This window comes from Streptomyces sp. NPDC002958 (assembly GCF_055563255.1).
Map to the genome: position 1 here is coordinate 1 of NZ_JBVHDS010000019.1, position 24,947 is coordinate 24,947.

Consider the following 24,947-nt stretch of genomic DNA (forward strand, 5'->3'; position numbering starts at 1 on the left):
CCAGCAGCCGGTCGACGAACTCCAGCTTCGGCTTGCGCCCGGCCCCCTCCGCCCGGCGCCGTTCGTAGCCCCGCTGCCGGTCGAGCGCCGACTCACGCCGGGCCCACCAACGCGGCGACAACTCTTCGAGCACTTGCCGAGATGTGCGCGAGAGACCCCGGACAGGGCAGGATGGGAGCAGGCCGCACGGGCCCAGGTAAGCGTCACAACTCACCCAACCCGTGCGGCCCTTCTCACGTCACGGCCCCACCAACACCGGGACTATTCATCCCCAGGTCGTTAGCTCGGAAAGTCTCTGGCACTCCCACAGCGGCCCCAATCTGGTTTGGGCACGATTGTAGAATCAAAGCGAAGATAGGTGGGGCGATCTTCCGCAGCGCCGCAGCCCTCGGCATGGACGCCGTGCTGCTCTCCCCTGACTGTGCCGATCCGCTCTACCGGCGCTCCGTCAAGGTCTCGATGGGTGCGGTCTTCTCCGTCCCCTACGCCCGACTCGACACCTGGCCCAAGGCCCTGGAGACCGTACGGGAAGCGGGCTTCGAACTCCTTGCGCTGACCCCGGACGAAAAGGCCAGCAGCATCGACGAGGCGGCCCCGCACCGGATGGACAAGGTGGCGCTGATGCTCGGCGCCGAGGGCGACGGACTGTCCACCCAGGCCCTGGTCGCCGCCGACGAATGGGTCCGCATCCCGATGGCGCACGGCGTCGACTCGCTGAACGTGGGAGCGGCCGCCGCGGTCGCGTTCTACGCGGTGGCGTCAGGCCGCCCGCAGAACTGACCGGCTACCTGAGCTGCGGGCTCCGGCTCTGGTCCTGGTCCTGCGTCTGGCCAAGCGTCCGTCCCTGCGTCTCGCTCTGGCTCGCGCCCAGCCCACGGGGCGGCCCCTGGCATCCCTGTGCCGCCGCGATACCCAGCGCCACCAGCAGCGTCACCACGACGAAGACGACGAGCCGCTGCCGCAGCAGCCGCGGATTGGCCGGACGCCGCCCCGCCAAGGTCTTACGGGCCCCGGGTCGCGTGCCCGGTCGGCCATTCGTCCCGTTCGTACCCTGCGGGCGCCTGCCGGACCGTGTTGTGCTGCGCGGCGGCTGATGCTGCTGAGAGCGCGAACCACCGGCACGGGACGACCCGGCCCGCGACGACGTGGCCTGCCGACCGCTCCGCGGTTGCTTCTGCTTCTGGCTCTGCTGACGGGGTGCCGGAGGAGCCGTACGCCGGGTCTGCTGCTCGGTGTACGGGCCGTCGAGACGGCCGGTCGGCCGGTTCAGGCCCTGTGCCGAACGTGGAACGGGCGGACGGCTCTCGTGCAGGCCCTGCGCTTCACGAGCTGCGATCTCCTTGAGCCGCATGGACAGTTGAAGCGTGCTCGGCCGCTCCTCGGGGTCCTTCGCCAGGCAGGCGCTCACGAGCGGAGCGAGCGCGTCGTGCACGTCGTACAACTGCGGTTCCTCGTGCACCACGCGGTACAGCATCACCTCGGAACTGCCGTGCCCGAAAGGCGAGTCGGCCATCGCCGCGTATGCCAGCGTGGCACCGAGCGAGAACACGTCCGTCGCGGGTGTCACCGCCGCGCCGCGCACCTGCTCCGGAGCGAGGAATCCCGGCGAGCCCACCGCCGTGCCGACATGGGTGAGGGTCGAGGCACCGGTCGCCCAGGCGATTCCGAAATCGATGATCCGGGGGCCCTTGGGAGAGAGGAGGATGTTCGACGGCTTCAGATCACGGTGGACGACACCGGCCTCGTGCACCGCCACCAGGCCCTCGGAGAGCGCCGCCCCGATAGAGGCCACCTCGGCCGCCGACAGCGGACCCTCCTCGGCCACCTTGTCGTGCAGCGAAGGCCCCGGGACATACTGCGTCGCGAACCAGGGACGGTCCGCCTCCAGATCGGCGGCCACCAGACGCGCCGTACATCCGCCGCGGATCCGCCGCGCCGCAGACACCTCGCGCGCGAATCGCGAGCGGAACTCCTGATCCTCCGCCAGATCCGGACGGATCACCTTCAGCGCCACACGCTGACCCCGCCGGTCCGAACCGAGATAGACGACACCCATGCCGCCCGCCCCGAGCCGCCGGTGCAGCCTGAACGAGCCGACGACACGCGGGTCCTCGCGCCGGAGCCGCATCATCGCCATGTCTGCCCATCCCCGCTGCCTGGTACGCCTGACGAGGCACAGCTTACGTACCCGGCGCCCGGGGTGCTCAGAGGCCGCGCCCTCGCCCGCCGATCGATTGTCAGTGCGCCGCACGGCCCATGACGGGGAGTGGGGCCGGAGCCGGTCCGGCACCGAACGGGGCCGAGATCTCAAAGTGGTTGTGGTGACGAGGGGTTGGAAGCATGAGGGCTACGGACGCGTCCCGTGGGGTGTGCGACACGGACCCGGCGGGGACGGGACCGCGGCGACCGGGGCGACGTACCGACGGCCCTCGGCCGGGAGCCGGGACGCGGGCGAGTGAGTGAAGTCACGGCCGTCCCACCTGATGCACAACATTCCGGGTACCTCTCCGGGATGACCCCGGGATCAGGCGCCCGATCTCCACCCTGGGGAGTACATCGGCTACCCGCGGCTCATCCTCCGGGAGGCCCGGTATTCGATACGCGGGCATGACGTCGTACGCCTTCCGCTTCCCTAATGTTGAAGTCAAGCGGCGGGCGCAGCACTCGTCCCCCGAGGTCACACGCCTGCCGCTCCACATCCAGTCAGGAGAGGAACCATGGCGGACACGGCAACGCGGGCCATGATCCGCATGCGCGGACGCAAGGTCCAGGCCTCGTTCGGCGGCCGCCCGTCGTCCGGAACGCGCCACCCGCTGGTGGCGACGGCGATGGTTCTTCCTCTGGCGGCCCTGCTCGTAGTCGTCTTCGGCGGCTGGGACGCAGTGGTCACACAGGCGTCGTCCGTGGGCGTGATGCTGGGGCGCTGAGCGGCGCCCCGGGTCCGGAAGAGCGGTCCGGACCGGGGTATCCGGCCAACAACCCCGTGGGGACGGGGGTGCGGCGGACGGCAGCGTTTGTCCGGTCAGCTGGGGAGCTGACCGGACATCGCGCTGTTCGGGACCTTTTCGCGGCGCGCGCGTACGCTCGACGGCGGGCCCGGCACGGACCGGGCCGCCCGCACCTGATCGCCACCGGGGGAGACCGTGACCACCGCATTCGTACGTGCGCTGGGCGCCCTTGCCCACCGGGCCGCCCACGCACATCCCGAGGCCGCCTGCGCCTGCCCGCCACCTGCGGTGCTCGCGGACCGCGCGGACGGCACGGTGGTCCGCAGTGGGCGCGTTGTCGCCAAGGCCCACGCCTCCGGCACGGACACCCCCGACCTGCTGAGCCGCCTGACCCTCGCGAACGACCCCCGCCTGACCGGCGTCCTGCTCGCCCCCCTGCGGCCCCGGCCCTCCATGCCCTCCACCGCCCTCCACGGCCGCCCCGTCACCCTGTGGCCCCACGGCGAGCCCGTCGACCCGGGCGACCCCGACGCCGCCCCCTGGGAAGAGGCCGCCGTTCTGCTGGCCAGGCTGCACAGGACCCCACCCCCGCCCACCCCGGCGCTCCCGCCCATGCGGGGCCCCGCCAAGGCCGCGCTCGCCGTTGCCCGGATGCGCGCCGCCCGGCCCGGCGACCCGGCCACCACCCCCGTACACGAAGCCTGGCACCGCCTCCCCGCCTGGGCCCGCGACGAAGCCGCCGCGCCCCCACACCGTTCACGCTTTCTCTGCCACGGCGATCTGCACCTCGGCCAACTCGTTCGCCACCCCGTCCCGGACGGCCCCTGGCTGCTCATCGACGTCGACGACGCCGGCCTCGGCGACCCCGCCTGGGACCTCGCCCGCCCCGCTGCCTGGTACGCGGCCGGACTGCTGTCCCCCGAAGTCTGGCTCCGCTTCCTGGACGCCTACCGGGCAGCGGGTGGACCTGCCGTACGCGCCGATGGCGACCCGTGGCCCGAACTGGACGTCCCGGCCAGGGCCCTGACCATTCAGACCGCAGCGCTGGCATGTGCCAGGTCTGCGGCGGAGGGCCGAACTCCGGATGAGGTGGAGCAGGCAATGATCGATGCCTGTGCCCGAATTGCCTCTCTCCCTTCCGAGTTGGCCGCCGAGCAATCGTCGTAGGCTGAACCGACCGTCGGCGGGCACGCATTCCGGCGACGGCGACCCGACGGCGAGGAGTGAGCCGAACCATGCAGTGTCCCAAGTGTCACGCACAGATGCAGACGTACAACCGCAATGGCATACAGATCGAACAGTGCAGCGGCTGCCGGGGGATCTTTCTCGACTACGGCGAGCTGGAGTCCCTGACCCGTATCGAGGCGCAGTGGACGCAGCAGGCTCCGCCCGCGCCGCCCGCCCCGCAGGCCTACCCGGCCGCCCCGGCGCCCGCCTGGGGCGCCCCGCAGCACCACGGCGGTCATCACCGGCACAAGAGCTTCGGCCACATGCTCTTCTCGTCCTGAGCGGGATGCTCCCGGTGAGCGCCTGACCGCGGGCCCGGGCGCGTTGCGTCCGGGCCCGCGGTGCGTTTTGCCGCCCGCCGCGTACCGGTCATCGTCCTGCCACAGCACCGCTACTCACCGCGGAAACGACAAAGTCCCGGTCGTCGGAACGACCGGGACTTCTGCTGGTGCGCGATACTGGGATTGAACCAGTGACCTCTTCCGTGTCAGGGAAGCGCTCTCCCGCTGAGCTAATCGCGCAGGGTGAACCTTCGTGTACTGCGTGCGCGATACTGGGATTGAACCAGTGACCTCTTCCGTGTCAGGGAAGCGCTCTCCCGCTGAGCTAATCGCGCGGGGATCCTTACGGATCAGTGGACGATACTGGGATTGAACCAGTGACCTCTTCCGTGTCAGGGAAGCGCTCTCCCGCTGAGCTAATCGTCCTTGGAGGTGGAGACGGGATTTGAACCCGTGTAGACGGCTTTGCAGGCCGTTGCCTCGCCTCTCGGCCACTCCACCAGGAGTGAGGGTTCGGGAAGATCCCCCACTTTTTGCGAGCGGACGACCAGGTTCGAACTGGCGACCTCAACCTTGGCAAGGTTGCGCTCTACCAACTGAGCTACGTCCGCTTGTCATTCCCGGCCCGCTTGCGCGTCCCGGCGACGTGTTGAACTCTAGCGGATTCCCGGGCCAGTACAAAAACGCGTTTGTGCAGCGTGCTGAGGTGCGTTCGCCCCGGCGCAGGTCATCCTGTGCCGCCCTAGACTCAACGGCGTGCACGACCTTGCTCCAATGGCCCGCTTCGGCGGCCTCGTCGCGTCTGATCTGCGGGACGTGACCAGTGATCCCGCAGCCCTCGACTCGGCCGGCTTCTGGGCCGTATCCGCCGATTTCGAGGGCCGCCTGGTCTGCGCCCGCTTCGCCGCCGTACATACCCAGGCGGTGCCCGCCCCGGTGCGCGGCGCCTGGCGCGGGCCCGCGGCCGGTGACTGGAACTCGTCCCTGGACCGTGCCGCGTACACCGCGGGCGTACGGCGGATCCGCGAGTACATCGCGGCAGGCGAGGTCTACCAGGCCAACCTCTGCCGGGTGATGACCGCGGGCCTGCCCGACCCGGCCGCCGCGGACGTGGACGCACTGACCGCGCTGCTCGCTCGCGGCAACCCCGCCCCCTATGCAGGAACGATTCGGCTGCCCGCGCACGGCGTGGAGATCGCCACCGCGTCCCCGGAACTCTTCCTGAGGCGGGACGACCGGACCGTCGAGTCAGGACCGATCAAGGGCACCGGACGGACCGAGGGTGATCTCCTGGAGAAGGACCACGCCGAGAATGTGATGATCGTCGACCTGGTCCGCAACGACCTGGGCCGGGTCTGCGCCACCGGATCGGTCACGGTCCCCGATCTCTGCGTGGTGGAGAAGCACCCCGGCCTCGTCCACCTCGTATCCACCGTGCGCGGAGAGCTCGCCGAGGGCGTCGGCTGGCCCGAACTCATCGGCGCCGCGTTTCCGCCCGGCTCCGTCACCGGTGCACCCAAGTCGAGCGCTCTCAGGATCATCGAGGAACTGGAGACCGCACCGCGCGGGCCCTACTGCGGCGGCATCGGCTGGGTCGACGCCGACCGCCGCACCGCCTCGCTGGCCGTCGGCATACGGACCTTCTGGATCGACCGGACCGGGACGACCCCGGTCCTCCGCTTCGGCACCGGCGCCGGCATCACCTGGGGCTCCGACCCGGAACGCGAATGGGACGAGACCGAACTCAAGGCCTCCCGGCTGCTCGCTGTAGCGTCGGGCGCTTACGAAGCGACTGGAAGGATTGCGTCATGAGGATTTGGGTCAACGGCGAACTGCGGGAGGCCGACGACGCCCAGGTATCCGTGCTCGACCACGGGCTCACCGTGGGGGACGGCATCTTCGAGACGGTCAAGACCGTCGACGGCAGGCCTTTCGCCCTCACCCGCCACCTCGACCGGTTGACCCGCTCGGCCCGCGGTCTCGGCCTTCCCGAGCCCGACCTCGACGAGGTGCGCCGCGCCTGCGCCGCTGTCATCGACGCCAATCCGATGGCGCTCGGCCGGCTGCGCATCACCTATACCGGCGGGCTCTCCCCGCTCGGCTCCGACCGCGGCAACGCCGGCCCCGGCCTCGTCGTCGCCCTCGGGGAGGCGGCGCGCCGCCCCGACACCACCGCCGTGATCACCGTCCCCTGGACGCGCAATGAACGCGGCGCGCTCGCCGGGCTCAAGACCACTTCGTACGCCGAGAACGTCGTCGCCCTCGCCCGCGCCCATGAGCACGGCGCGTCGGAGGCGCTCTTCGCCAACACGGTCGGACGGCTCTGCGAAGGCACTGGTTCCAATGTCTTCGTCGTCCTCGACGGGCAGGTGCACACCCCGCCGGTCGCCTCCGGCTGTCTAGCCGGGATCACCCGCGCGCTGGCCGTGGAATGGACGGGCGCCCGGGAGACCGACCTGCCGTTCGATGCCCTGGAGCGGGCCGAGGAGATCTTCCTGACCTCCACCCTGCGGGATGTGCAGGCCGTCCACCGCGTGGACGGCCGGGAGTTGCCCGGCGGGCCCGGCCCGGTGACTGTCAAGGCCATGCGGATCTTCGACGAGCGGGCCGGGAACGACCTCGACCCGTAGAACCGCACCTCGAACCGGTAAAACCGGGTGACGGGCCGGGGCTCAGCGGATAGAACGTCTCCGATGACCACGACCCTCCGGCCGACCGGGCCGATCCAGCAAAGCGCCGATGGTGCGAAGAGCCGCGCGTACGACGTGTGCGATAACGGGCGGCCCGTCGGCGCCGTCGAGATCGGCACGGACGCGGGGTTCGGCGCGAAGGCGGGCGTGCTCCGCTCTTTGCACATCGACGAATCCCGCCGCAGGCGCGGCCGCGGCACCATCGCGGTGCTGGCGGCCGAAGAGGTGCTGCGCGGCTGGGGATGCAACCAGGTGTGCCTGACCGTTCCTGTCGGCAATGTGGCAGCCCAGCGGCTGGCAGCCGCACTCGGCTACACCGAGCGCAGCCGGAACATGCTCAAGGACCTCGACCGGACGGCTCCGGCGCCCCCGGACGGTGTCGTCGCCCGGCCGATGAGCGCCGAGGAGTTCGCGCAGTGGCAGCGCACCGCCGTCGATACCTATGCGCATTCCTGGATCGACCGAGGCGTTCCGGCAGAGCAGGCCATACAGAAGTCCCGGTCCGACCATGCCCGTAACCTGCCGAACGGCATCGACACGGAGGGCATGCATTTTCATGTGCTCGTTCACGAGGGCGCGGTCATCGGCCATGTATGGGTGTCGGTGCGCGAAGACGATTCAGAAGACAATTCAGGGGAAATGGCCGGATTCGTCTTCGATGTCGAGGTGAGCGCGGAGTACCGGGGCCGCGGCTACGGACGTGCTTTGATGCGGCAGGCGGAGGACATCACCTTGGCCGCGGGCGCTCACCGCCTCGGACTGCACGTCTTCGCCGCCAACACACCAGCCCTGCGGCTGTACGAGTCGCTCGGCTACCGAACGACTCAGTACAACCTGGCCAAGACCCTTTAACGGCTCGGTCGGCTCAGAGCCCGGTGAGCAGCCGGTCGGCGATCTCCTCGATCCGTTCGCGCAGCCCGTCCTGGCTCTTGCCGCCGTCCAGCCGCTCGTTGCCGATCACATACGTCGGCGTGCCGGTGACCCCGATCGCCTTGCCCTCGGCCTGGTCGGCGTCGACGATCAGCATGTGGCGTCCGTCGATCAGGGCGGTGTCCATCTCCTCGGCGTCCAGGCAGAGTTCCCGCGCCACATCGATCAGCAGCGGCTCGCCGGTGCGGCCGAGGTCGGCGGTGCGGGCGAGCACCGCCTCGATGTACGGCCAGTCCTTGCCCTGGGCGGCTGCCTCCTCGGCGGCCTGCGCGGCGGCGTAGGCGTGCTGGTTCTTCTCCAGCGGGAAGTGCCGCAGCCGCACCTCAAGGCGGTCACCGTACCTGGCCCGCAGGGCGTGCACATCGGAGAGGGCCTGGTGACAGTCGGGACACTGGAGATCGCACCAGACGTCGAGGACGACGGGTGCTGCAGGGGTGGAATCGCTCATGCGGCCAGTCTCCCAGGGCCCGCGCGAGCGTCCCAACCGGCACCCTATCCGCTCCGGCTCCGTACAACCGGACCGCTTCCGATCGGCACCTGGGGAGGACCCCGGCCCTGAAATGTCCCTGATGCGGTCCCGGATCGTGGCCGCCCGGGCGGTGACCGGTGCAGGATGGAGGGGACGTTCCCCCTTGCGCATGGAGGCTCCGATGCTTGCCGAGACCATCTGCTCCGCGGTGTCCGCGGCGGGCCTGGGCATCGCCGCCGTCACCGCGTACCGGAAGCGCTTCCTCAGTGCGGCCCGGATCGCCGCCTACTCCCTGGTGCCGATCGGCCTGGTGCTGACTGGTGTCGTGGAGTGGGCCGCCGGAATCGCCTTCAAGCCGAGCGTCTGGATCGGCTTCGGGCTGCTGGCCGTGGCCTGGCTGCTGTTCACGACCACGCGTGCGGTCGAACGCCGCGGTGTCGGCACCCGCAAGGAAGGCGGTGCCGTCGCGCGGGCGGCGCGGAACGAGGCCATCGCTCCTGCGGCATCGGCACCCTCCGCGGGTTCCGGGCTCCCGGCGACGCAGGCGCGCCCGAAGGCGAAGCAGGAGCAGCCGTCTGCCTCCTCGGGCGACGACTTCAGCGACATCGAGGCCATCCTGAAGAAGCACGGCATCTGACCCGCACCTCGCTCGCTACCTCGGGGAGCGATAATGGCATCGACGAGTGAATCGATTCACGGAGCGTTCTTGACGGCGTTACGAGGAGTAGGTTCAGCGTTCGACCGGATTGAAACAATTCATTTTCATTCTGCAGCGGGTGATCCCCGGCGGGCCGGCCCGGGACGACGGAGTACCTCGCAACGGCGTCCGTACGATGGAGTGACGCCGTGGACCGGCGCGGCCGAGGGCATCAGTGGGGCAGGGCAAGTGGCGCGTGTGGCAGGGATCAAGGATGTGGCCCGGCAGGCCGGAGTCTCCGTGGGCACCGTGTCCAACGTGATCAACCGGCCCGAGACGGTGCTGCCGGAGACCCGTGCCCGGGTGCTCGCAGCCATCGAGGAGCTCGGGTACGTGCGTAGTGAGTCGGCTCGCCAGCTCAGGGCGGGCCGCAGCCGGATCATGGCACTGCTCGTCCTCGACATGGGCAACCCGTTCTTCGTCGACGTGGCCCGTGGCGCCGAGCGTGCTGCACGCGCGGCCGGTCTCGGTGTCATGGTCTGCAACAGTGGCCAGAGTCCGACGGAGGAGGCCGAGTACCTCGGGCTCTTCGCCGAGCAGCGGGTATGCGGCGTCCTGGTCACCCCGGCCGATGCGACCGGCCGCAACCTGGAGGCGTTCAGTCGCCACCGGATTCCCTTCGTGCTGGTGGACCGGGTGGCTTCCGGCACGGGGACCTGCGCGGTCTCCGTCGACGACGTCCGCGGTGGTGCTCTTGCCGTCGGTCATCTGGTCTCGGCCGGCCACCGCTCGGTGGCGTATGTCAGCGGCCCCGGCGACCTCCACCAGATCAGGGACCGGCGCGAAGGCGCGCTCTCGGCCCTCGCCGATGCCGGACTGCCGCCCGAGGCGCTCGTCGAGATCCCCTCCGATCGTCTGGACGTGGCGGCGGGTCGCGATGCCGGGGCCCGGCTGCTCGGTCTGGTGCCCCGGCCGACCGCGGTGTTCTGTGCCAATGACCTGCTCGCCCTCGGCGTGCTGCAGGCGCTGTACGGGGCGGGCGTGCGGGTGCCGCACGACATCGCCATCATTGGCTACGACGACATCGAATTCGCCGCCGCCGCTGCCGTGCCGCTCACCTCGGTCCGCCAGCCCGCGGCAGTGATGGGCCGCATGGCCGCCGAACTCCTGCTGGAGGAGGCGGACGACGAGGACGGCGCCCACGAGCACCGCAGCGTGGTGCTCCAGCCGGAGCTGGTGGTGCGCGCCTCCAGCGCGACCCCACGCTGAGCCCGCGGACCTGCCCGCATCCGCCTCACTCGCGCCGTTCCTGACCCAACTCCACGACCGTCGACCGGAGTCCGATGTGCCGGGCGGCTTCGGCGTCTCTTGGTGGGCGTACCCGCGACCAGTCGGCGGCGCTACCCGCTGGACCTCGAATTCGGCATGCACGGCGCGGTGTTGAGCACCATCGATGTCAACGACGTTTCGTTCACAGGTCGACGTACCGAAAATCTGACGGCCGATCGGACGCCGGAGCGAATCGCTTTCGACTCCGAGGCGGGTGAACTCCCGGTGCGAAAAGGCGTGTTGATCGCCAACAGGGCCCGGGCTGAGTCATGATCGTCCTGAGATGGTGGAGACCTCCCGGGGCGATGCCCCCGCAACCCCTGCCGAAGAGCCGCGCGGCTGCCTCTTCGCGCTTTCCCAGCCCCCTCTGATGATCTTCCTCGCGGTGATCGGCAGTCTGCTGCTGATGGCCGCGGTGCATGATCTCTTCATGTTGTGAACGGTCAGCCGTCCGCTTCCTTGCGGCGTGCCCGGTATGCGGCCACATGCAAACGGTTGCCGCAGGTCCGGCTTGAACAGTAACGACGGGAGCGGTTGCGGGAGAGGTCGACGAAGGCGTGCCGACAGTCCGGCGCCTCGCAGCGCCGCAGCCGTTCCTGCTCGCCCGCCACCACGATGAATGCCAGCGCCATGCCGCAGTCGGCCGCGAGATGGTCGGCGATCGAGGCGTCCGGTGCGAAGTAGTGCACATGCCAGTCGTAGCCGTCGTGATTGCTGAGCTGCGGTGTGGTGCCTGCGGCCGCGACGAGGGTGTTGACGAACGAGGCGGCGATCTTCGCGTCGTCCGTCGCGAAGATCGCGGCGAAGTGTCTCCGTACGTCCTGTACGGCGCGCAGGTCCTTCTCGTGGAGCTCACCCACGCCGCTGAGGCGATGGCGCCGCGCGAAGTCGTACAGCGCTTCGATGTCGGCGAGACCGTCGACCGGCTCGCACTCCGGCTGCCCGCTCGCCGGCGGTTCGCTCTCCGGTGCGGTGTTCAGCAGATCGACCACCGTGTCGAGGGCGATCCGGGTGTCGTGGGGGATCCGCACGCTTTCGCTCCCTGGCCTCCGGCGGGCGGGCGCCCACCGATGCCGGCTGACTCTACTGGCTCGGCGGCGGCGCACAGAGGCCCGAGACGGCCCATGAGGGGCGCGAGGAACGCCTACCGGCCACCTGTAGGCATTGCGTGGCCGGTGACGCCTGCCCGGGTCGTGAGCGGGCGCTCACGGCCCCCGCTGCGCGTACCGGTGCGCGGATGTACACGCACGGTCGCGGGGGGACGTGCGCCGACGCCGTCACCACGGTGGATTCCGTGATGACGGCGCCGGTGTCAGCCGTATGGGGTTGTCCGCGCGGCGCCGTCTCCCCGAGTCGGACGGCGCCGTGCAGTTCTCGGCCTGGCTCAGCTCTCGGCCAGGATGTGTGAGAGCTCCGTATCGAGGTCGAAGTGACGATGCTCGGTGCCTGGTGGAACCGCGGCGTCGGTCCTTTTCAGGAACGACTCCAGGGCCCTCGCCGGGGCTTCGAGCAGGGCTTCGCCCTCTGGGGAGCTCAGCGCGATGCAGACGACGCCCTGGCCGTGACTACGGGATGGCCAGACGCGGACGTCTCCGGTGCCGGTGGGCCGGTGCAGCCCCTCGGCAAGGAGGTCACGGGCGAAAACCCACTCGACCGTTTCCTCCGCTCCGGTGTGGAAGGTGGCGTGCACGGCATAAGGATCGGCCGTGTCATACCGCAGGCCCGCTGGTACAGGCAGTGAGGACTCGCTCGACACAACGAGGCGCAGGTGCAGCTCGCAGCTGACCGTGGTGTTCATAAGCGCCAGGGCCTTTCGCTCAGTGTGCGCTCGGGGATTCGCACGTCGGCGAAATCGACATGCCACCTACGGTGGCGTTGTAAACCCCTCTGACCTTTTTGTGTTCCTTCAGGTAGCTCGTACGGCGGTGTGTGACTTTGGGTTATGCGGCCATTCCGGTGACGAAGACCGTTCCGGTAGGTTGGCTCCCATGAATGCGGAGCGTGATGAGCGGGGCGACGGCGCCGTGCCGCCGAAACCGGTGTCCGCCGCGAGGGACGTCAAGGAGACCGTGACGGGAGAGGTCACGGAGGGTGTGACGAAGGAGGGCCGGGAGCTCGGCTCCCGGGCGCCCGGGTTCGTCAAGGCGTCCAAGGCGCTGCATCTGAGCTGGCAGGTCGGGGTCTTCGTGGTCGGCCTCGCGGTGGTCGTGGCGGGCGGCATCATGCTGCTGCTGCCCGGCCCCGGCTGGTTGGTGATCTTCGGCGGCATGGCGATCTGGGCGACCGAGTTCGTCTGGGCGCAGCTGGTGCTGCGCTGGACGCGTCGGAAGGTCACCGAGGCTGCTCAGCGGGCGCTCGACCCCAAGGTCCGGCGACGCAACATCATCCTCACCGTGGTCGGTCTGGCGATCATCGCGGTGCTGGTGGGGATCTACGTCTGGAAGTTCGGCATCACCATGCCGTGGAAGATCCACGAGTGACTCGGGGATGGTCATGGGGTGCCGCTGACATGGGGTAATGTTTGGCCTGCGCCCGGGCGATTAGCTCAGTGGGAGAGCGCTTCGTTCACACCGAAGAGGTCACTGGTTCGAACCCAGTATCGCCCACCCCGTACAGAGGGCCCATGAGACCGCAGAGTCTCGCGGGCCCTCTGCGTTTCCCGCGCACACTTGTCGCGGCGCCCTCATGAACGATTCAATCGACCACGGCAGCAGGTATTGCCAGGATCCGCTCCTGGAGAAGAAGCATCCGGATATCAAGGTCGGGACGGGCTCGAAGGACCGCCTTCCGGGACGCACTTCCAGAACGGCGTGAATTTCTGGAAAGAGTTCAACACCCGGGCCTCGGCGGACAATGCTCCCGATGTCTTCCGGAACTCTCTTGTATTTCTGCGCAAGTGCGACGGCAAAAGCGTACTGCCCGACTCCAAGGGCGATTGCGTCCGCGGCAGCTTCATTGTCCGGTACGCCTTTGACGGCGACCTGATGGCCACATGCTGGCCCGAGGCCCGTGAGGGCGCCCCGGGCCGAGCGTGCGGCACACCCTCAACGCATCCGCCCCAGGACGTCCTTCAGCCGCCGTGCGTCGCGCAGTCGCTGCTCGTACGTCGCACCGACCGCCAGCAACAGCACGCCGGCCAGCGCGGGCGGCACCCAGCGAGGCAGTGCGCCGGCGACCTGGACCACGTACGGCGCCAGCTCGTGCAGCCCGTCCAGGGCCAGCACTATGCCACCGAGCAGCAGCAGCGCCTGCAGCCGCAGCCGCGCCCCCGCCAGGGTGATCACGAGTGTCACCACACCGAGCAGCAACGGTCGCACCCAGTGCGGATCGGCCCATGCTGCGCAGAGACTCGGCACCAGCGTCGCCGCGAGGCCCGCCCCATAGGCCGTCCACGACGACGCCTCCGGATCACGGCGCCGGCGCAACACACCGATCGCCAGAGCGGGCACCGTCACCGGTAGCGTGTACGCCTCCGGGGCCGACACCCCCGACGCCGACAGTCGCAGCCAGGCCGCCAGGACGAACAGCGCCATCGCCAGATACCCGGCCGTCGGTCGCCGTTCGGCCCGCAGGGCCGTACCCGCTGCCAGCACCCCGCACAGGGCCAGCACCAATGCCAGGAACGGTCGGTCCGGCACCGCCATGCCCACCGCCACCACACCCGCCACGCCTCCGGCCAGCTCGACCGGCAGAGCCGAGGGGCGACCCCGCAGCCGCGCCCCGAGCAACACCGTCACCGCGGGGACGACCAGCATGACCGGCGCCGCCTGATGCCCGGCAAGCCCCAGCGACGCCCCGACCGCACGGGCCAGCACCATCCCGCACACCACCGCACCGCACGCCGGCACCGCCTGCACGAGCTGCAACGCCCGTACCGCCCGCGCCGCCTGAACGGACGGCAGCGGAGGCAAGGCCCGAGCCGCCGACACCGCGGCACCGTCGAGCATCACCGCAGCCACCCCGAACACCACCAGCAACGCCGCGAACACCGCATACGTGGCAGCCTCCGCCGCGAGCGACAGCATCCCCACGCTCACCGCACCGACCAGACCGCACACCAGCGCAGTCGGCCCCACGCCACCCATCCCACGGCGCAGACCCCGTATTGCCACCGCGAACACCCCGGCTACCAGCACCGACTGCACCGACAGAGCCGCCGCGTACGACATCCCCAGTACCGGGGGCACCACGGTGAACCCAGCCCAGCCCAGACCCACCGCACCGGCCCCCGCCGCACCCCGCCACGCTGCACCCGGCACCGGCGCCGGCCCGGCCACCCGCACCGACCACGCCCACGACCGGTACATCAACCCCGACAGACCGGCCACCACCAGCAGCACCACAGGGGCCGCGGCCATCCGGGACCACGTCGGATCCCCCGTGCCCAGCGCCTCCCGGACACCTCCGTCCGGCGCCCCCGACCACACCCGCGCCAGCTGCGACACCGCACCCATCAGCGCCAGACCGGCCGCCGGCACCGCGGCCAGCACCGCGCCCGCGGTCACCGCCGACGAAGCCCACACCAGCCCCTGCCCGGCCGGACGCGGCAGCGGAGCGCGCACCGCCGCCACCAGCAGCACCACACCGCACAGCAAATACACCGGCACCGACCAGCCCCAGGCCACCCCGGCACGCAGCACACCGCCCACCGCGGCCACCCCGCACAACCCGGCCACCACACCACCGGCCACAGCGAGCCCCGCCGGTGCACGCCACGCGCCGAAAACCGCGACCGCCGCACCCGTGAGCAACAGCACACCCGGCGCCACAGCAGCCGACGCCGCGTCGGCGGACACCGACTGCGCCAATGCCACCAGCAGCCCCATCAGACCCGTCGCCCAGCAACCGACGCAGGCCGTCACCCGTACCGCAACACCCTTGCCCCACACCGCGATCGCACAGTCCAGCGCTGCCGTCACCAGCAACGCCCAACCGACCGCCGTGGCTCCCGCGCCCGCCGCCCACGCCCACAGCAGCAGCGGCAGCTGCGCAGTCATCACCGCCAAGGGCAGGGGCAGCCGCAGCCGGTCGAGCAGCAGCCCGTACGTACCCCAGAGCAGGGCCAGCACCGCCGAGGCGACCGCGGCGAAACCGCGGCCGTCGGCTTCCGGCACCGCGACCCGGTGCAGCGCGTACGCATCCAGAACCATCAGCACCGACGCCAGAGCGGCGAGCGACTCGGCCGTCGAGGACAGCCCGCGACGCAGCAGCACGGCAGGAGCGGTAAGCGCCGCGACCGTCACCACCCCGAGCACCGCCGAGCGGCCACCGATACCCAGGTGGCCCCAGCTGACCAGGGTGAACGCGATCGCCGCGATCGCCAGCAGCAGACCACCCAGGGTGAGCAGCACATTCTGCGCACCGCGCGGCCCGACCGGCGCGGCAGGAGGCCCGAACGGGGCCGCGAACGGAGCCGACGGCCGGGTCGGTGACGGCGGCGGCCCGCAGGGAGCGGCGAACGGCGGCGCGGCAGGGCGCGCGACAGGCGGCGTCAGCACACTCAGCAGCCAGGCACGGCGAACCAGCAACTGGGACCGGCGGGCGTCCAACCGGGCCAGCTCGCGATCGAGGAGCGCCAATTCCTCGGCGGGCGGCGGCACATGTTCCATGAACGGGAGTGTGGCGCGAGCCACAGGATCGGACATGCGCTCGGATACTCAGTTACCCGGCTGAGTACGCGCAGACTGGGGCCATGGACTGGAGTCACTACCGATTTGTGAGTATCTGGGACCTGCCCGGCCCACCCGATGCCGTGTACGAGATCCTCCAACGCGCGGACGAATACCCGCGATGGTGGCCGCAGATCCGCGAGGTCACCTCGGTCGACGACACCACCGGCACCACCCGTATCCGCTCCCTCCTCCCGTACGACCTCGTCATGACCGTCCGCGAACGCCGTCGCGACCCCCGGGCCCGGATCATCGAGGCGACCCTCAGCGGCGACCTCGACGGCTGGGTCCGGTGGACGGTCACCGCGCACGGCACCGGCAGCCGTGCCACGTACGAGCAGGAGGTCGAGGTGCACAGACGGCTGATGCGGCTCCTCGCGGTGCCGGGACGTGCCGTGTTCCGGGCCAACCACGCCCTGATGATGCGTGCCGGACGCCGGGGCCTCACGGCGCGGCTGGAAGGAGTTTGAACCAGACCCTCCGAGCCCTGTATGGTTCAACCCGTTCCCGGGCGATTAGCTCAGTGGGAGAGCGCTTCGTTCACACCGAAGAGGTCACTGGTTCGAACCCAGTATCGCCCACCCGGGAGAAGCCGGTCCGTCAGCAGAATCGACGGACCGGTTTCTGCGTGTCCGGGCACAAGTGCCGCTTTCGTGTCCATCGGCCCCGCGCGGCCGATCACGCCGCAGCGCGGAGCTCCGGGCGCAGTGGCCATGCAGGATCCACCGCCTCCGCCGTGCCGTTCTTCGCGAACCACGCCTGCAGGCCGCGCGCCTGTGCCGCGTGCCACACGGCCTGCAAGGTGTGCAGCTCCGGCGGGGTCAGCCGCTCCAGACGGGACGAGAACCGCCGCCCCACCGCCCGTACCAGCTCCAGCGAGGCCGCCGCATCGGCCGCCGCGTCATGAGCACCGTCCAGCACCACCCCGTACAACTCGCAGAGATCGGTGAGGGTCCGCCGCCCCTTGCGGTAACGGTCCAGATGCTTGTCGAGCACGCGCGGATCCAGCACGCACAGCGATGCGTTCTGCAGATACCCGGCGAGCGACGACGCGCGATGACGCTTCAGCTCCCGGTCCAGCAGCGTCAGATCGAACGGCGCGTTCATCACGACGAGCGGGCGGCCGGCCGCGCACTGCTCGGCCATCGCCCTGGCTATCTCCTCCACCACCGGCGCCGGCCAACGACCGTTGCGCTGAAGGTGATCGTCGGTCAGACCGTGGATCTCGGTCGCCCCGACGGGCACCGGCACCCCCGGATTCACCAGCCAACGGGTGACCCGCACCCGCCCGCCTGCCGTGTCCTGGACGACCAGGGCGGCCGAAACGATCCGGTCCTCCTCGACGTCAACTCCCGTTGTCTCGGTGTCAAAAGCGGCCAGTGGCCCCTCATACCAGTGAGTCATCCCCGAACTCCTCGTGCCCGAACGGCAGATGGTGCGATTCCCCTGCCCGGTCCGGTGATACCCGCACCCTTTGCCTGATACGCCGTTTGCGGGCCGCCCAGTGCGGTGACAACACAGGTGACGGGAACGGAAGTCGTCCGTCATTCCTGCATCGACGAATCGATCGGCACAGCCCGGAAGGCACACGCAGCCATGGCGCTCGCGCAGCCCGAACCGAGCGGGCTGCTGTCCCAGCGGACCGCACCGCTGCGCGGCACACTCGCCACCACCGCCTGCATGGAGACCTTCCAGGTGGGCTACTTGCACGCGGTCGCGGCCGCGGCGGGGTGCTCCCTGTCGCAGCCCTTCCCCGACAACGGCATCGACTGGCACGTCAGCCACGCTGCCCCCGGTCATGCCGTGGACGACGAAGTGACCATAAAGGTCCAGCTCAAATGCACCTACCAGATCCCGCCGCACCCGCAGGGGCCGACGTTCTCCTTCACGCTCGACAACGCACACCTCGTGAAGCTCGCCCGGACCCCCGTGTCGGTGCACAAGATCCTGGTTGTGATGATCGTGCCGCGCAGCCAGGACGACTGGCTGCGCGCCGGACACGACCGGCTCGACCTTCGGCACTGCTGCTACTGGACCAACCTGGCCGGCCACGCCGTGACGGGTCGGCACAGGACCACCGTGCGGATCCCGACCTCGCGCATATTCGACGACCGGGCGCTCTGCGAGATCATGACCCGCGTAGGGGCGGGAGGGAGACCCTGATGCACCGGCCGATGGACGAGTCCGTCAACGAAGCGATCCCGTCAGCCACACGCCCGCACCCCGGCGAAGTCACGGGACTGTGGCCCACCGCTCCCGAGTCGCTCGGGGACATCCCCGACCCCGCCCGTGTCGACCCCGCGGTCCTCGGCGCCCTGCTCGACCGGCACGGCTGGCGCCGCCGCGGCGGGGCGGCCGGGCGCTTCAGCCGCTGGACCCCACCGGGACCACCGGCTCTCCCGGGCGGCGGTACGAGCCTCCTCGTCCCCGACACGACCGCCTTCCCCGACAGCGAGGACCTCCTCGGTGAGGCGCTGATCGCGCTCGCCCGCAGTGCCGCACCCTCCGCCCGCGACGTCCTGGTCTCCCTCGCCGTACCCAGCGACGAGATCCGCTGGTGGCGCGAGGCTCCCGAACCGGTCGCGGGAGCGGCGGGGGTGGCCAGCTGGACGGGGGCGGATCAGCTGCGCACCGCCGCCCGGCAGATTCTGCTCGCCGGAGCCCTCGCCGTGCGGCAACGCACCGGCTACCACGGCGCACGCCACCGCCGCAGGGCCCTGGCGGCCCTCGAAGGCATCCTGGTCGGACCCGCACCCGGCGGCCGCGATCTCACCGCGTTCGTCCCCGTCGAACCGGGCCGAGCCGTCGCCGTACAGCTCTGCCACGCCCTGCACGCCACCCGCGAGGCCGTGGACTACCAGCGGGCCACCGGTGGCCTCGAAGCCTTCGACACCGCGGTCGAGGCAGGGGTCAGCCGGGAACTCACCGAGGCGGTCATCGCGCTGGTCCGGGGTTCGGAAGGGGCTGGGATCGGCCTGGAGTGGGCGCCTGCAGCCGGCATTCCCGAAGGCTGTCCGGCTCGCCCCGAACCGGTGGAATTCTCACCGGGCGACCTGCCCGCCCTGCGCCGGGCGGGCGCCCGCTACCTCCAGGACGAACCCGCCGTGACGGTACGGATCACCGGCGCCGTCGTCCGGTTGCGCCGCTCGGGACCGCGTGGCGCCGGAATCGTACGGCTGCGGGTGCTGGCGGGCGCCGAGGTAGCGCACGTACGGCTGGACCTGGACGAGGAGGCGTACCGGACCGCCGGCCACGCCCACCTGGTGGGGCTGCCGATCCAAGTGGAGGGCAGGCTGGAGAGCCGCGGCGGCTTCCGACGGCTGAGCAGGACCTCTCACGTGGTGCCCGTGCAGGTCGACGAGGCGGAACGGGACCGGCTGATGAAGTCGCTCCAGGAGAACGTCGACCATGTCGAGGAGGCATGTACCGGCGAATAGGGGGACGCACCGGCGAACAGGGGCGTACGAGGCGGGCCGCGGGCGAGCCCGCCGGCCTTCGCGGCCCAACCGTTTCGCAGAGGGGGCCCGCGGCTCGGTACGATTCGTATCGCACGCGCACCACGAATGCGTGCGTACCCCCTGAGTCAGGAGAGACCGGTGTCAGACGTCCGTGTGATCATCCAACGCGATTCCGAGCGGGAAGAGCGCGTGGTGACGACGGGCACTACGGCAGCCGAGCTCTTCCCCGGCGAGCGCACCGTTGTCGCCGCCCGGGTCGCCGGTGAGCTGAAGGACCTCGCGTACGTCGTCGCCGACGGCGAGGTCGTCGAGCCCGTCGAGATTTCCTCCGAGGACGGTCTGAACATCCTGCGGCACTCCACCGCGCACGTCATGGCGCAGGCCGTGCAGGAGCTCTTCCCCGAGGCCAAGCTGGGTATCGGTCCGCCGGTCAAGGACGGTTTCTACTACGACTTCGACGTCGAGAAGCCGTTCACTCCCGAGGACCTCAAGGCCATCGAGAAGAAGATGCAGGAGATCCAGAAGCGGGGGCAGAAGTTCTCCCGCCGGGTCGTGACGGACGAGGGCGCCCGCGAGGAGCTGGCCGACGAGCCGTACAAGCTGGAGCTCATCGGCATCAAGGGTTCCGACTCCATCGAGAACGCCGGCGACGGCGCGGATGTCGAGGTGGGCGGCGGCGAGCTGACCATCTACGACAACCTCGACCCGAAGACCGGCGACCTGTGCTGGAAGGACCTCTGCCGGGGCCCGCACCTGCCCACCACCCGGAACATCCCGGCGTTCAAGCTGATGCGGAACGCCGCCGCGTACTGGCGGGGCAGCGAGAAGAACCCCATGCTGCAGCGCATCTACGGCACGGCGTGGCCCACCAAGGACGAGCTCAAGGCGCACCTGGAGTTCCTGGAGGAGGCCGCCAAGCGCGACCACCGCAAGCTCGGCAACGAGCTGGACCTCTTCTCCTTCCCGGACGAGATCGGCCCCGGTCTCGCGGTCTTCCACCCCAAGGGCGGCATCATCCGCCGTGCCATGGAGGACTACTCGCGTCGGCGTCACGAGGAGGAGGGCTACGAGTTCGTCTACTCCCCGCACGCCACCAAGGGCAAGCTCTTCGAGAAGTCCGGCCACCTGGACTGGTACGCCGAAGGCATGTACCCGCCCATGCAGCTCGACGACGGGGTGGACTACTACCTCAAGCCGATGAACTGCCCGATGCACAACCTGATCTTCGATGCGCGCGGGCGTTCGTACCGTGAACTGCCGCTGCGTCTCTTCGAGTTCGGCACGGTGTACCGGTACGAGAAGTCAGGCGTGGTGCACGGCCTGACCCGCTCGCGCGGCTTCACGCAGGACGACGCGCACATCTACTGCACCAAGGAGCAGATGGCGGAGGAGCTCGACCGTACGCTCACCTTCGTTCTGAACCTGCTGCGGGACTACGGTCTGACCGACTTCTACCTGGAGCTCTCCACCAAGGATCCGGAGAAGTTCGTCGGCTCCGACGAGGTCTGGGAAGAGGCCACGGAGACGCTGCGCCAGGTCGCCGAGAAGCAGGGCCTGCCGCTGGTTCCGGACCCGGGCGGCGCCGCGTTCTACGGCCCGAAGATCTCGGTGCAGTGCAAGGACGCCATCGGCCGTACCTGGCAGATGTCGACCGTGCAGCTCGACTTCAACCTGCCGGAGCGCTTCGACCTGGAGTACACCGGCCCCGACGGCACCAAGCAGCGCCCGGTCATGATCCACCGTGCCCTGTTCGGCTCCATCGAGCGTTTCTTCGCAGTGCTCCTCGAGCACTACGCGGGTGCGTTCCCGGTGTGGCTGGCCCCGGTCCAGGCGGTCGGCATCCCGATCGGTGACGCGCACATTCCGTACCTCCAGGAGTTCGCGGCCAAGGCCCGGAAGAAGGGCCTGCGGGTGGAGGTGGACGCCTCGTCCGACCGGATGCAGAAGAAGATCCGGAACCAGCAGAAGGCCAAGGTGCCCTTCATGATCATCGCGGGCGACGAGGACATGGCCAACGGCGCCGTCTCCTTCCGCTACCGCGACGGCTCGCAGGAGAACGGCGTTCCCGTCGAGGACGCCATCGCCAAGATCCAGAAGGCCGTCGAGGACCGCGTCCAGGTCTGACGGGCACGGAGTGAGAGGTCCCCGGAGAGCTACCTGCCCTCCGGGGACCTCTTCTCGTCCTCCCGTCGGAACACCTGCAACAGCCACGACGAGAACGAACCCGTCACCGCCCCCAGCAGCGCCAGCCCGCAGGCCATCAGGCCCGACGCCACCACCCGGCCGCCCGGCGTGACCGGCACCGTATCCCCGTACCCCACCGTTGTGAGCGTCTCGCACGCCCACCACACCGCGTCGCCGAAGGTACGGATCGAAGCCCCCCTCACCGTGTGTTCCTGGTTGTAGACGGCCAGCGCGGCGGAGAAGCCGAGCAGCAGGGCTGTGGCACCGGAGTAGGCGATCACGCGGGCGTAAAGGCTCAGCCGCGGCCGCTCCCTGCGCCGCTGGACCGCGGTGTAGACCCGGATCAGGCGCAGCGGCCGCAGCAGCGGAAGCAGCAGTACCACCGTGTCCAGCCAGTGCACACGGACGAAACGGTGGCCGAGGCCACTGAGGCGAAGTCGTACGACGTAGTCCACAACGAAGAGCAACCAGGTGGCGCCGACCAGTCCCAGGGCGAGGTTGCGCCAGGGCTCGGCGTCGTCAGGGGCGAGGACGCGGACCGCGTAACCGAGCAGGAAGAGCAGCGAGGCGCTGAAGAGCGGCACCTCTGTGCGCTGTTCCCAGAGCCTGAAACTCTGAGGGGCGGAGTCCGCGGGCTGATCGCTCATCGCCTCAGCATTGCCGGGCGGTGACGGGTGCGGCCCCGGCGACACGCTTCTCGGGAGTGAAGCAATATGCTGATCGACATGACGAGTGAGCCGGAGCAGCAGATCGGAGTGGGGACGCCCGACGCGTTCCAGCGCCTGTGGACGCCCCACCGGATGGCGTATATCCAGGGCGAGAACAAGCCGACCGGTCCGGAGGCCGGTGACGGTTGTCCGTTCTGTGCGATCCCGTCGAAATCGGACGAGGACGGGCTTGTCGTCGCGCGCGGTGAGAAGGTGTACGCCGTGCTGAATCTGTATCCGTACAACGGCGGGCACCTGATGGTGGTGCCGTACCGGCATGTCGCGGACTACACGGAGCTGGATGATCCGGAGACCTTGGAGCTGGCCGATTTCACCAAGCGGGCGATGGCGGCTCTGCGGGTGGCGTCGGGGGCACACGGGTTCAATATCGGACTCAACCAGGGTGCTTCCGCAGGGGCCGGCATCGCGGCGCATCTGCACCAGCACTTGGTGCCGCGCTGGGGTGGTGACACCAACTTCATGCCGGTGATCGGGCATACGAAGGTGCTGCCGCAGCTGCTCGCCGATACGCGCAAGATGCTGGCCGACGCCTGGCCGGCGGCCTGATCCGAGCTGTTGCTTCTGCGTGGGCGCCCCGGTTTCTGTTCGTACCGGGGCGCCCTTCGCATGTCTGTGAGCGTCTGTCCTATGCGTCGTATGTCTGTGCGTCTTTCTTACGCGTCGTACAGGTCGGCCTTGCGCGGAGTCGGGTCCTGTACCAGTCCGCTCAGTACCATCGAGCGGTTGTCGAAGCGCTCGGTGTCGACGCCGTTCTCCTCCAGGACGCGCAGGGCGGCGGTGTGCACGGCGCGCAGGACGGGGGTGGCGGCGCGCATCGCGTCGTCGGCCATGAAGCGGTGGCGCCACGGCTTTTCCGCCCAGGCGTGGCGCAGGCCGAACGGTTCGGGCAGGGCGATCTTGCCGCCCAGGTAGTCGAGGAGCGGCGGGTACCAGGTGAAGGGGGCGCGCAGGGCGAGGCGGACGACTTCGTGGGGTTCGACCAGCGCGAGGGTGATGTCGCGGGTCTCCCAGAACCGGACGGTCTTGTTGACCGTCTTGGTCTTGGCCGCCGGCTTGCTGGTGAAGAGCGAGTGGACCGGGCCGAGTGCGTGTCCGGTGACTTCGATGCGCAGGGTTTCGTAGAGCACAGTGACCGTGATCATCATGGTGATGACCAACTGGCCGTCCCAGAGGGTGAACTGGACACCCAGGTAATGCCGGTCGCCGCCGCCGAACTGCTGATGGTTGCAGATTCGCTGTATTTCGTGCGGCTTGACCTGGAAGGTGGCGACGTCCTCGCCTTCGGGCCGGGAGACCGAGTCGGCGTTCTCGCCGACGGGTGACACGATCCAGTGCGTGACCGAGGGGGTGGGGAATCCTCCAGAGTTCAGCGGACCGCGTTCGAGCACCTTGAGCTGGTCGTGGATGGCCCGTATCAGGTCCCAGCTGCGGAACTGGTGGAATTCTTTGCCGGGTTCCTTGGACACGAGCTGTTCGGCGAGCTGCCAGCTGCCCCAGCGGGTTCCCATGCCGAGGATTCCCTTGGGGCCCGCGTAGAAGACCGAGTTGGACTGCTGCTCGGCGGAGAGCTTCTCCAGGCCCTGGCGGAGCGCCTCGCGGGAGGTCTCGTTCGGGTTCTTGGGTACGGCCTCGGGGATCTTGGCGACGACGCCGCCGCCGGAGAGCAGCCCTTCCCAGCGGGCGCGCATGTCCTTGGCGGAGGATTCGGCGATCCGTCTGGCGATGAGCCAGCCGATGACGGGGGCGACGATCATCGCCCGTACGTAGAGGGCCAGGAACCCGGTGAGCGGCAGCTTGATCAGGAAGAGCAGGGCGACGAGGCCGATGACCGGGAGGAGGGCGTTCCCCAAGGCGGCGAGGCCCTTGTCCTTGGTGTTGCCGAGGGAGTCGCGCAGCCGGAACGCGATGACCCACAGGAGCATTCCCGGCAGGAAGAGAAAGCCGAACAGGGCGGTGACGGCGGTCAGCTTGGTGTCGCGCGCCCTGCGTAGGCGGGTCGCGGACAGGCAGTGCTCGACGACGGACTGCGGATCGGTTCCGAACGACTGGATGAGGGCTTTCCGGGCGCCACCCAGCATGCGTTCCTGGACAGCGCGGGAGAATGCCTCGCCGAGGTTGGGCTTGAAGTAGTCGGACTTGAAGAGCTTGGAGCGGCCCGCCTTCACTTCGGACTTGTGCCACTCGCTGTTGGCTTCAAGGATCTTTTCCACCGGGCTGTCGCGGTACGCGGCGGAGGCGAGGGCGTTCGTCGCCACCGCCTGTCCACCCGAACCCTGGAGCGGGATCTGCGCTCCAGGAGAGAAATCGAATCCGTCGTTGCCCACTGTCGCCCCCACTCGCCGCCGAGGAACTGCTCCTGCGGCTGTTTCCCAACTGCCGTGCCCGGCACACCTTCTG

The 24,947-nt window shown here is 69.6% G+C and carries 23 protein-coding genes, 7 tRNA genes and 1 pseudogene; 18 read left to right on the top strand and 13 right to left on the bottom strand.

The features are described from left to right. Nucleotides 1–360: 360 nt before the first annotated feature. A pseudogene (locus tag ACZ3IC_RS25820) lies at nt 361–780 on the top strand (TrmH family RNA methyltransferase); the annotation flags it as partial. Between the two features lie 4 nt (nt 781–784). On the opposite strand, the gene ACZ3IC_RS25825 reads toward ACZ3IC_RS25820, so the two are convergent. Further along, a complete protein-coding gene (locus tag ACZ3IC_RS25825; RefSeq protein WP_467419714.1) occupies nt 785–2,137 on the bottom strand; it encodes a serine/threonine-protein kinase in 1,353 nt (450 codons plus the stop codon). A 580-nt stretch (nt 2,138–2,717) separates the two neighbouring features. Between ACZ3IC_RS25825 and ACZ3IC_RS25830 the strand changes: the two genes are divergently transcribed. The 3 genes from ACZ3IC_RS25830 (at nt 2,718) to ACZ3IC_RS25840 (ending at nt 4,456) form a co-directional block, all read left to right on the top strand. Further along, nucleotides 2,718–2,927 (top strand): hypothetical protein, encoded by a 210-nt coding sequence (locus ACZ3IC_RS25830; protein WP_467419716.1) that lies wholly within the window; start codon nt 2,718–2,720, stop codon nt 2,925–2,927. 216 nt (nt 2,928–3,143) lie between these two features. Continuing rightward, the gene (locus ACZ3IC_RS25835) at nt 3,144–4,115 is read left to right on the top strand and encodes a phosphotransferase (RefSeq protein ID WP_467419717.1); all 972 of its coding nucleotides are present in this window, start codon (nt 3,144–3,146) and stop codon (nt 4,113–4,115) included. Between the two features lie 68 nt (nt 4,116–4,183). Beyond that, nucleotides 4,184–4,456: a TFIIB-type zinc ribbon-containing protein gene (locus ACZ3IC_RS25840; protein ID WP_467419720.1), complete on the top strand. Its 273-nt coding sequence runs from the start codon at nt 4,184–4,186 to the stop codon at nt 4,454–4,456. Between the two features lie 165 nt (nt 4,457–4,621). On the opposite strand, the gene ACZ3IC_RS25845 is transcribed toward ACZ3IC_RS25840, so the two are convergent. The 5 genes from ACZ3IC_RS25845 to ACZ3IC_RS25865 all read right to left on the bottom strand — a co-directional run bounded on the left by ACZ3IC_RS25845 (nt 4,622) and on the right by ACZ3IC_RS25865 (nt 5,067). Continuing rightward, nucleotides 4,622–4,696: transfer RNA gene (locus tag ACZ3IC_RS25845), tRNA-Val, on the bottom strand. A gap of 23 nt (nt 4,697–4,719) precedes the next feature. Next, nucleotides 4,720–4,791 (bottom strand) — tRNA-Val (locus ACZ3IC_RS25850). A gap of 19 nt (nt 4,792–4,810) precedes the next feature. Continuing rightward, nucleotides 4,811–4,882, bottom strand: a tRNA-Val gene (locus ACZ3IC_RS25855). A 1-nt stretch (nt 4,883) separates the two neighbouring features. After that, nucleotides 4,884–4,957: transfer RNA gene (locus ACZ3IC_RS25860), tRNA-Cys, on the bottom strand. Between the two features lie 37 nt (nt 4,958–4,994). After that, a tRNA-Gly gene (locus ACZ3IC_RS25865) sits at nt 4,995–5,067 on the bottom strand. A 163-nt stretch (nt 5,068–5,230) separates the two neighbouring features. Between ACZ3IC_RS25865 and ACZ3IC_RS25870 the strand changes: the two genes are divergently transcribed. The 3 genes from ACZ3IC_RS25870 (at nt 5,231) to ACZ3IC_RS25880 (ending at nt 7,998) form a co-directional block, all read left to right on the top strand. Then, nucleotides 5,231–6,268, top strand: a complete 1,038-nt coding sequence (locus ACZ3IC_RS25870) for a chorismate-binding protein (protein ID WP_467419881.1) — start codon at nt 5,231–5,233, stop codon at nt 6,266–6,268. After that, a complete protein-coding gene (locus ACZ3IC_RS25875; protein WP_467419721.1) occupies nt 6,265–7,086 on the top strand; it encodes an aminotransferase class IV in 822 nt (273 codons plus the stop codon). Before ACZ3IC_RS25870 ends, ACZ3IC_RS25875 begins: the two co-directional genes overlap by 4 nt. A 63-nt stretch (nt 7,087–7,149) precedes the next feature. Then, nucleotides 7,150–7,998, top strand: coding sequence for a GNAT family N-acetyltransferase (locus tag ACZ3IC_RS25880; RefSeq protein ID WP_467419723.1), 849 nt, complete (start codon nt 7,150–7,152; stop codon nt 7,996–7,998). Nucleotides 7,999–8,011: 13 nt separating this feature from the next. Here ACZ3IC_RS25880 and ACZ3IC_RS25885 read toward each other — a convergent pair whose 3' ends face one another. Then, nucleotides 8,012–8,524, bottom strand: coding sequence for a DsbA family protein (locus ACZ3IC_RS25885; RefSeq protein ID WP_467419724.1), 513 nt, complete (start codon nt 8,522–8,524; stop codon nt 8,012–8,014). 202 nt (nt 8,525–8,726) lie between these two features. Here ACZ3IC_RS25885 and ACZ3IC_RS25890 point away from each other — a divergent pair, with 202 nt between their 5' ends. The 3 genes from ACZ3IC_RS25890 (at nt 8,727) to ACZ3IC_RS25900 (ending at nt 10,950) form a co-directional block, all read left to right on the top strand. Continuing rightward, nucleotides 8,727–9,182, top strand: a complete 456-nt coding sequence (locus ACZ3IC_RS25890) for a hypothetical protein (RefSeq protein WP_467419727.1) — start codon at nt 8,727–8,729, stop codon at nt 9,180–9,182. 249 nt (nt 9,183–9,431) lie between these two features. Then, nucleotides 9,432–10,451 (top strand): LacI family DNA-binding transcriptional regulator, encoded by a 1,020-nt coding sequence (locus ACZ3IC_RS25895; RefSeq protein ID WP_467419883.1) that lies wholly within the window; start codon nt 9,432–9,434, stop codon nt 10,449–10,451. A gap of 343 nt (nt 10,452–10,794) precedes the next feature. Further along, nucleotides 10,795–10,950 carry a hypothetical protein gene (locus tag ACZ3IC_RS25900; protein ID WP_467419728.1) on the top strand — a complete coding sequence of 52 codons (156 nt, stop codon included), beginning with the start codon at nt 10,795–10,797 and terminating at the stop codon, nt 10,948–10,950. A 4-nt stretch (nt 10,951–10,954) separates the two neighbouring features. Here ACZ3IC_RS25900 and ACZ3IC_RS25905 read toward each other — a convergent pair whose 3' ends face one another. Beyond that, nucleotides 10,955–11,542: a CGNR zinc finger domain-containing protein gene (locus tag ACZ3IC_RS25905; RefSeq protein WP_467419730.1), complete on the bottom strand. Its 588-nt coding sequence runs from the start codon at nt 11,540–11,542 to the stop codon at nt 10,955–10,957. A 353-nt stretch (nt 11,543–11,895) separates the two neighbouring features. Further along, nucleotides 11,896–12,309, bottom strand: coding sequence for an SsgA family sporulation/cell division regulator (locus tag ACZ3IC_RS25910; protein WP_003959770.1), 414 nt, complete (start codon nt 12,307–12,309; stop codon nt 11,896–11,898). A gap of 190 nt (nt 12,310–12,499) precedes the next feature. Here ACZ3IC_RS25910 and ACZ3IC_RS25915 point away from each other — a divergent pair, with 190 nt between their 5' ends. Beyond that, nucleotides 12,500–12,991, top strand: coding sequence for a TIGR02611 family protein (locus ACZ3IC_RS25915; RefSeq protein ID WP_467419732.1), 492 nt, complete (start codon nt 12,500–12,502; stop codon nt 12,989–12,991). A gap of 54 nt (nt 12,992–13,045) precedes the next feature. Then, nucleotides 13,046–13,117 (top strand) — tRNA-Val (locus ACZ3IC_RS25920). Between the two features lie 438 nt (nt 13,118–13,555). Here the strand turns inward: ACZ3IC_RS25920 and ACZ3IC_RS25925 are convergent. After that, nucleotides 13,556–16,120 carry an SCO7613 C-terminal domain-containing membrane protein gene (locus ACZ3IC_RS25925; protein WP_467419734.1) on the bottom strand — a complete coding sequence of 855 codons (2,565 nt, stop codon included), beginning with the start codon at nt 16,118–16,120 and terminating at the stop codon, nt 13,556–13,558. 83 nt (nt 16,121–16,203) lie between these two features. Here ACZ3IC_RS25925 and ACZ3IC_RS25930 point away from each other — a divergent pair, with 83 nt between their 5' ends. Both ACZ3IC_RS25930 and ACZ3IC_RS25935 read left to right on the top strand, forming a co-directional pair. Beyond that, a complete protein-coding gene (locus ACZ3IC_RS25930; protein ID WP_467419736.1) occupies nt 16,204–16,650 on the top strand; it encodes an SRPBCC family protein in 447 nt (148 codons plus the stop codon). A gap of 39 nt (nt 16,651–16,689) precedes the next feature. Next, nucleotides 16,690–16,761 (top strand) — tRNA-Val (locus ACZ3IC_RS25935). Between the two features lie 97 nt (nt 16,762–16,858). Here ACZ3IC_RS25935 and ACZ3IC_RS25940 read toward each other — a convergent pair. Next, a complete protein-coding gene (locus ACZ3IC_RS25940; protein WP_467419738.1) occupies nt 16,859–17,584 on the bottom strand; it encodes an exonuclease domain-containing protein in 726 nt (241 codons plus the stop codon). A 192-nt stretch (nt 17,585–17,776) separates the two neighbouring features. On the opposite strand from ACZ3IC_RS25940, the gene ACZ3IC_RS25945 reads away from it, so the two are divergent. The 3 genes from ACZ3IC_RS25945 to thrS all read left to right on the top strand — a co-directional run bounded on the left by ACZ3IC_RS25945 (nt 17,777) and on the right by thrS (nt 21,762). Further along, entirely contained in the window at nt 17,777–18,343 is a 567-nt protein-coding gene (locus ACZ3IC_RS25945) for a DUF4365 domain-containing protein (protein WP_467419739.1), read from the top strand. Beyond that, entirely contained in the window at nt 18,343–19,617 is a 1,275-nt protein-coding gene (locus ACZ3IC_RS25950) for a hypothetical protein (RefSeq protein ID WP_467419740.1), read from the top strand. Before ACZ3IC_RS25945 ends, ACZ3IC_RS25950 begins: the two co-directional genes overlap by 1 nt. Nucleotides 19,618–19,776: 159 nt before the next feature. Further along, entirely contained in the window at nt 19,777–21,762 is a 1,986-nt protein-coding gene (gene thrS, locus ACZ3IC_RS25955; RefSeq protein ID WP_467419741.1) for a threonine--tRNA ligase, read from the top strand. A gap of 29 nt (nt 21,763–21,791) precedes the next feature. Here the strand turns inward: thrS and ACZ3IC_RS25960 are convergent, their stop codons facing one another. After that, nucleotides 21,792–22,469, bottom strand: a complete 678-nt coding sequence (locus ACZ3IC_RS25960) for a potassium channel family protein (protein ID WP_467419744.1) — start codon at nt 22,467–22,469, stop codon at nt 21,792–21,794. A 66-nt stretch (nt 22,470–22,535) separates the two neighbouring features. Between ACZ3IC_RS25960 and ACZ3IC_RS25965 the strand changes: the two genes are divergently transcribed. After that, nucleotides 22,536–23,096, top strand: a complete 561-nt coding sequence (locus ACZ3IC_RS25965) for an HIT family protein (RefSeq protein ID WP_467419745.1) — start codon at nt 22,536–22,538, stop codon at nt 23,094–23,096. 107 nt (nt 23,097–23,203) lie between these two features. Here ACZ3IC_RS25965 and ACZ3IC_RS25970 read toward each other — a convergent pair whose 3' ends face one another. Then, nucleotides 23,204–24,874: a hypothetical protein gene (locus ACZ3IC_RS25970; RefSeq protein WP_467419747.1), complete on the bottom strand. Its 1,671-nt coding sequence runs from the start codon at nt 24,872–24,874 to the stop codon at nt 23,204–23,206. Nucleotides 24,875–24,947 lie beyond the last annotated feature (73 nt).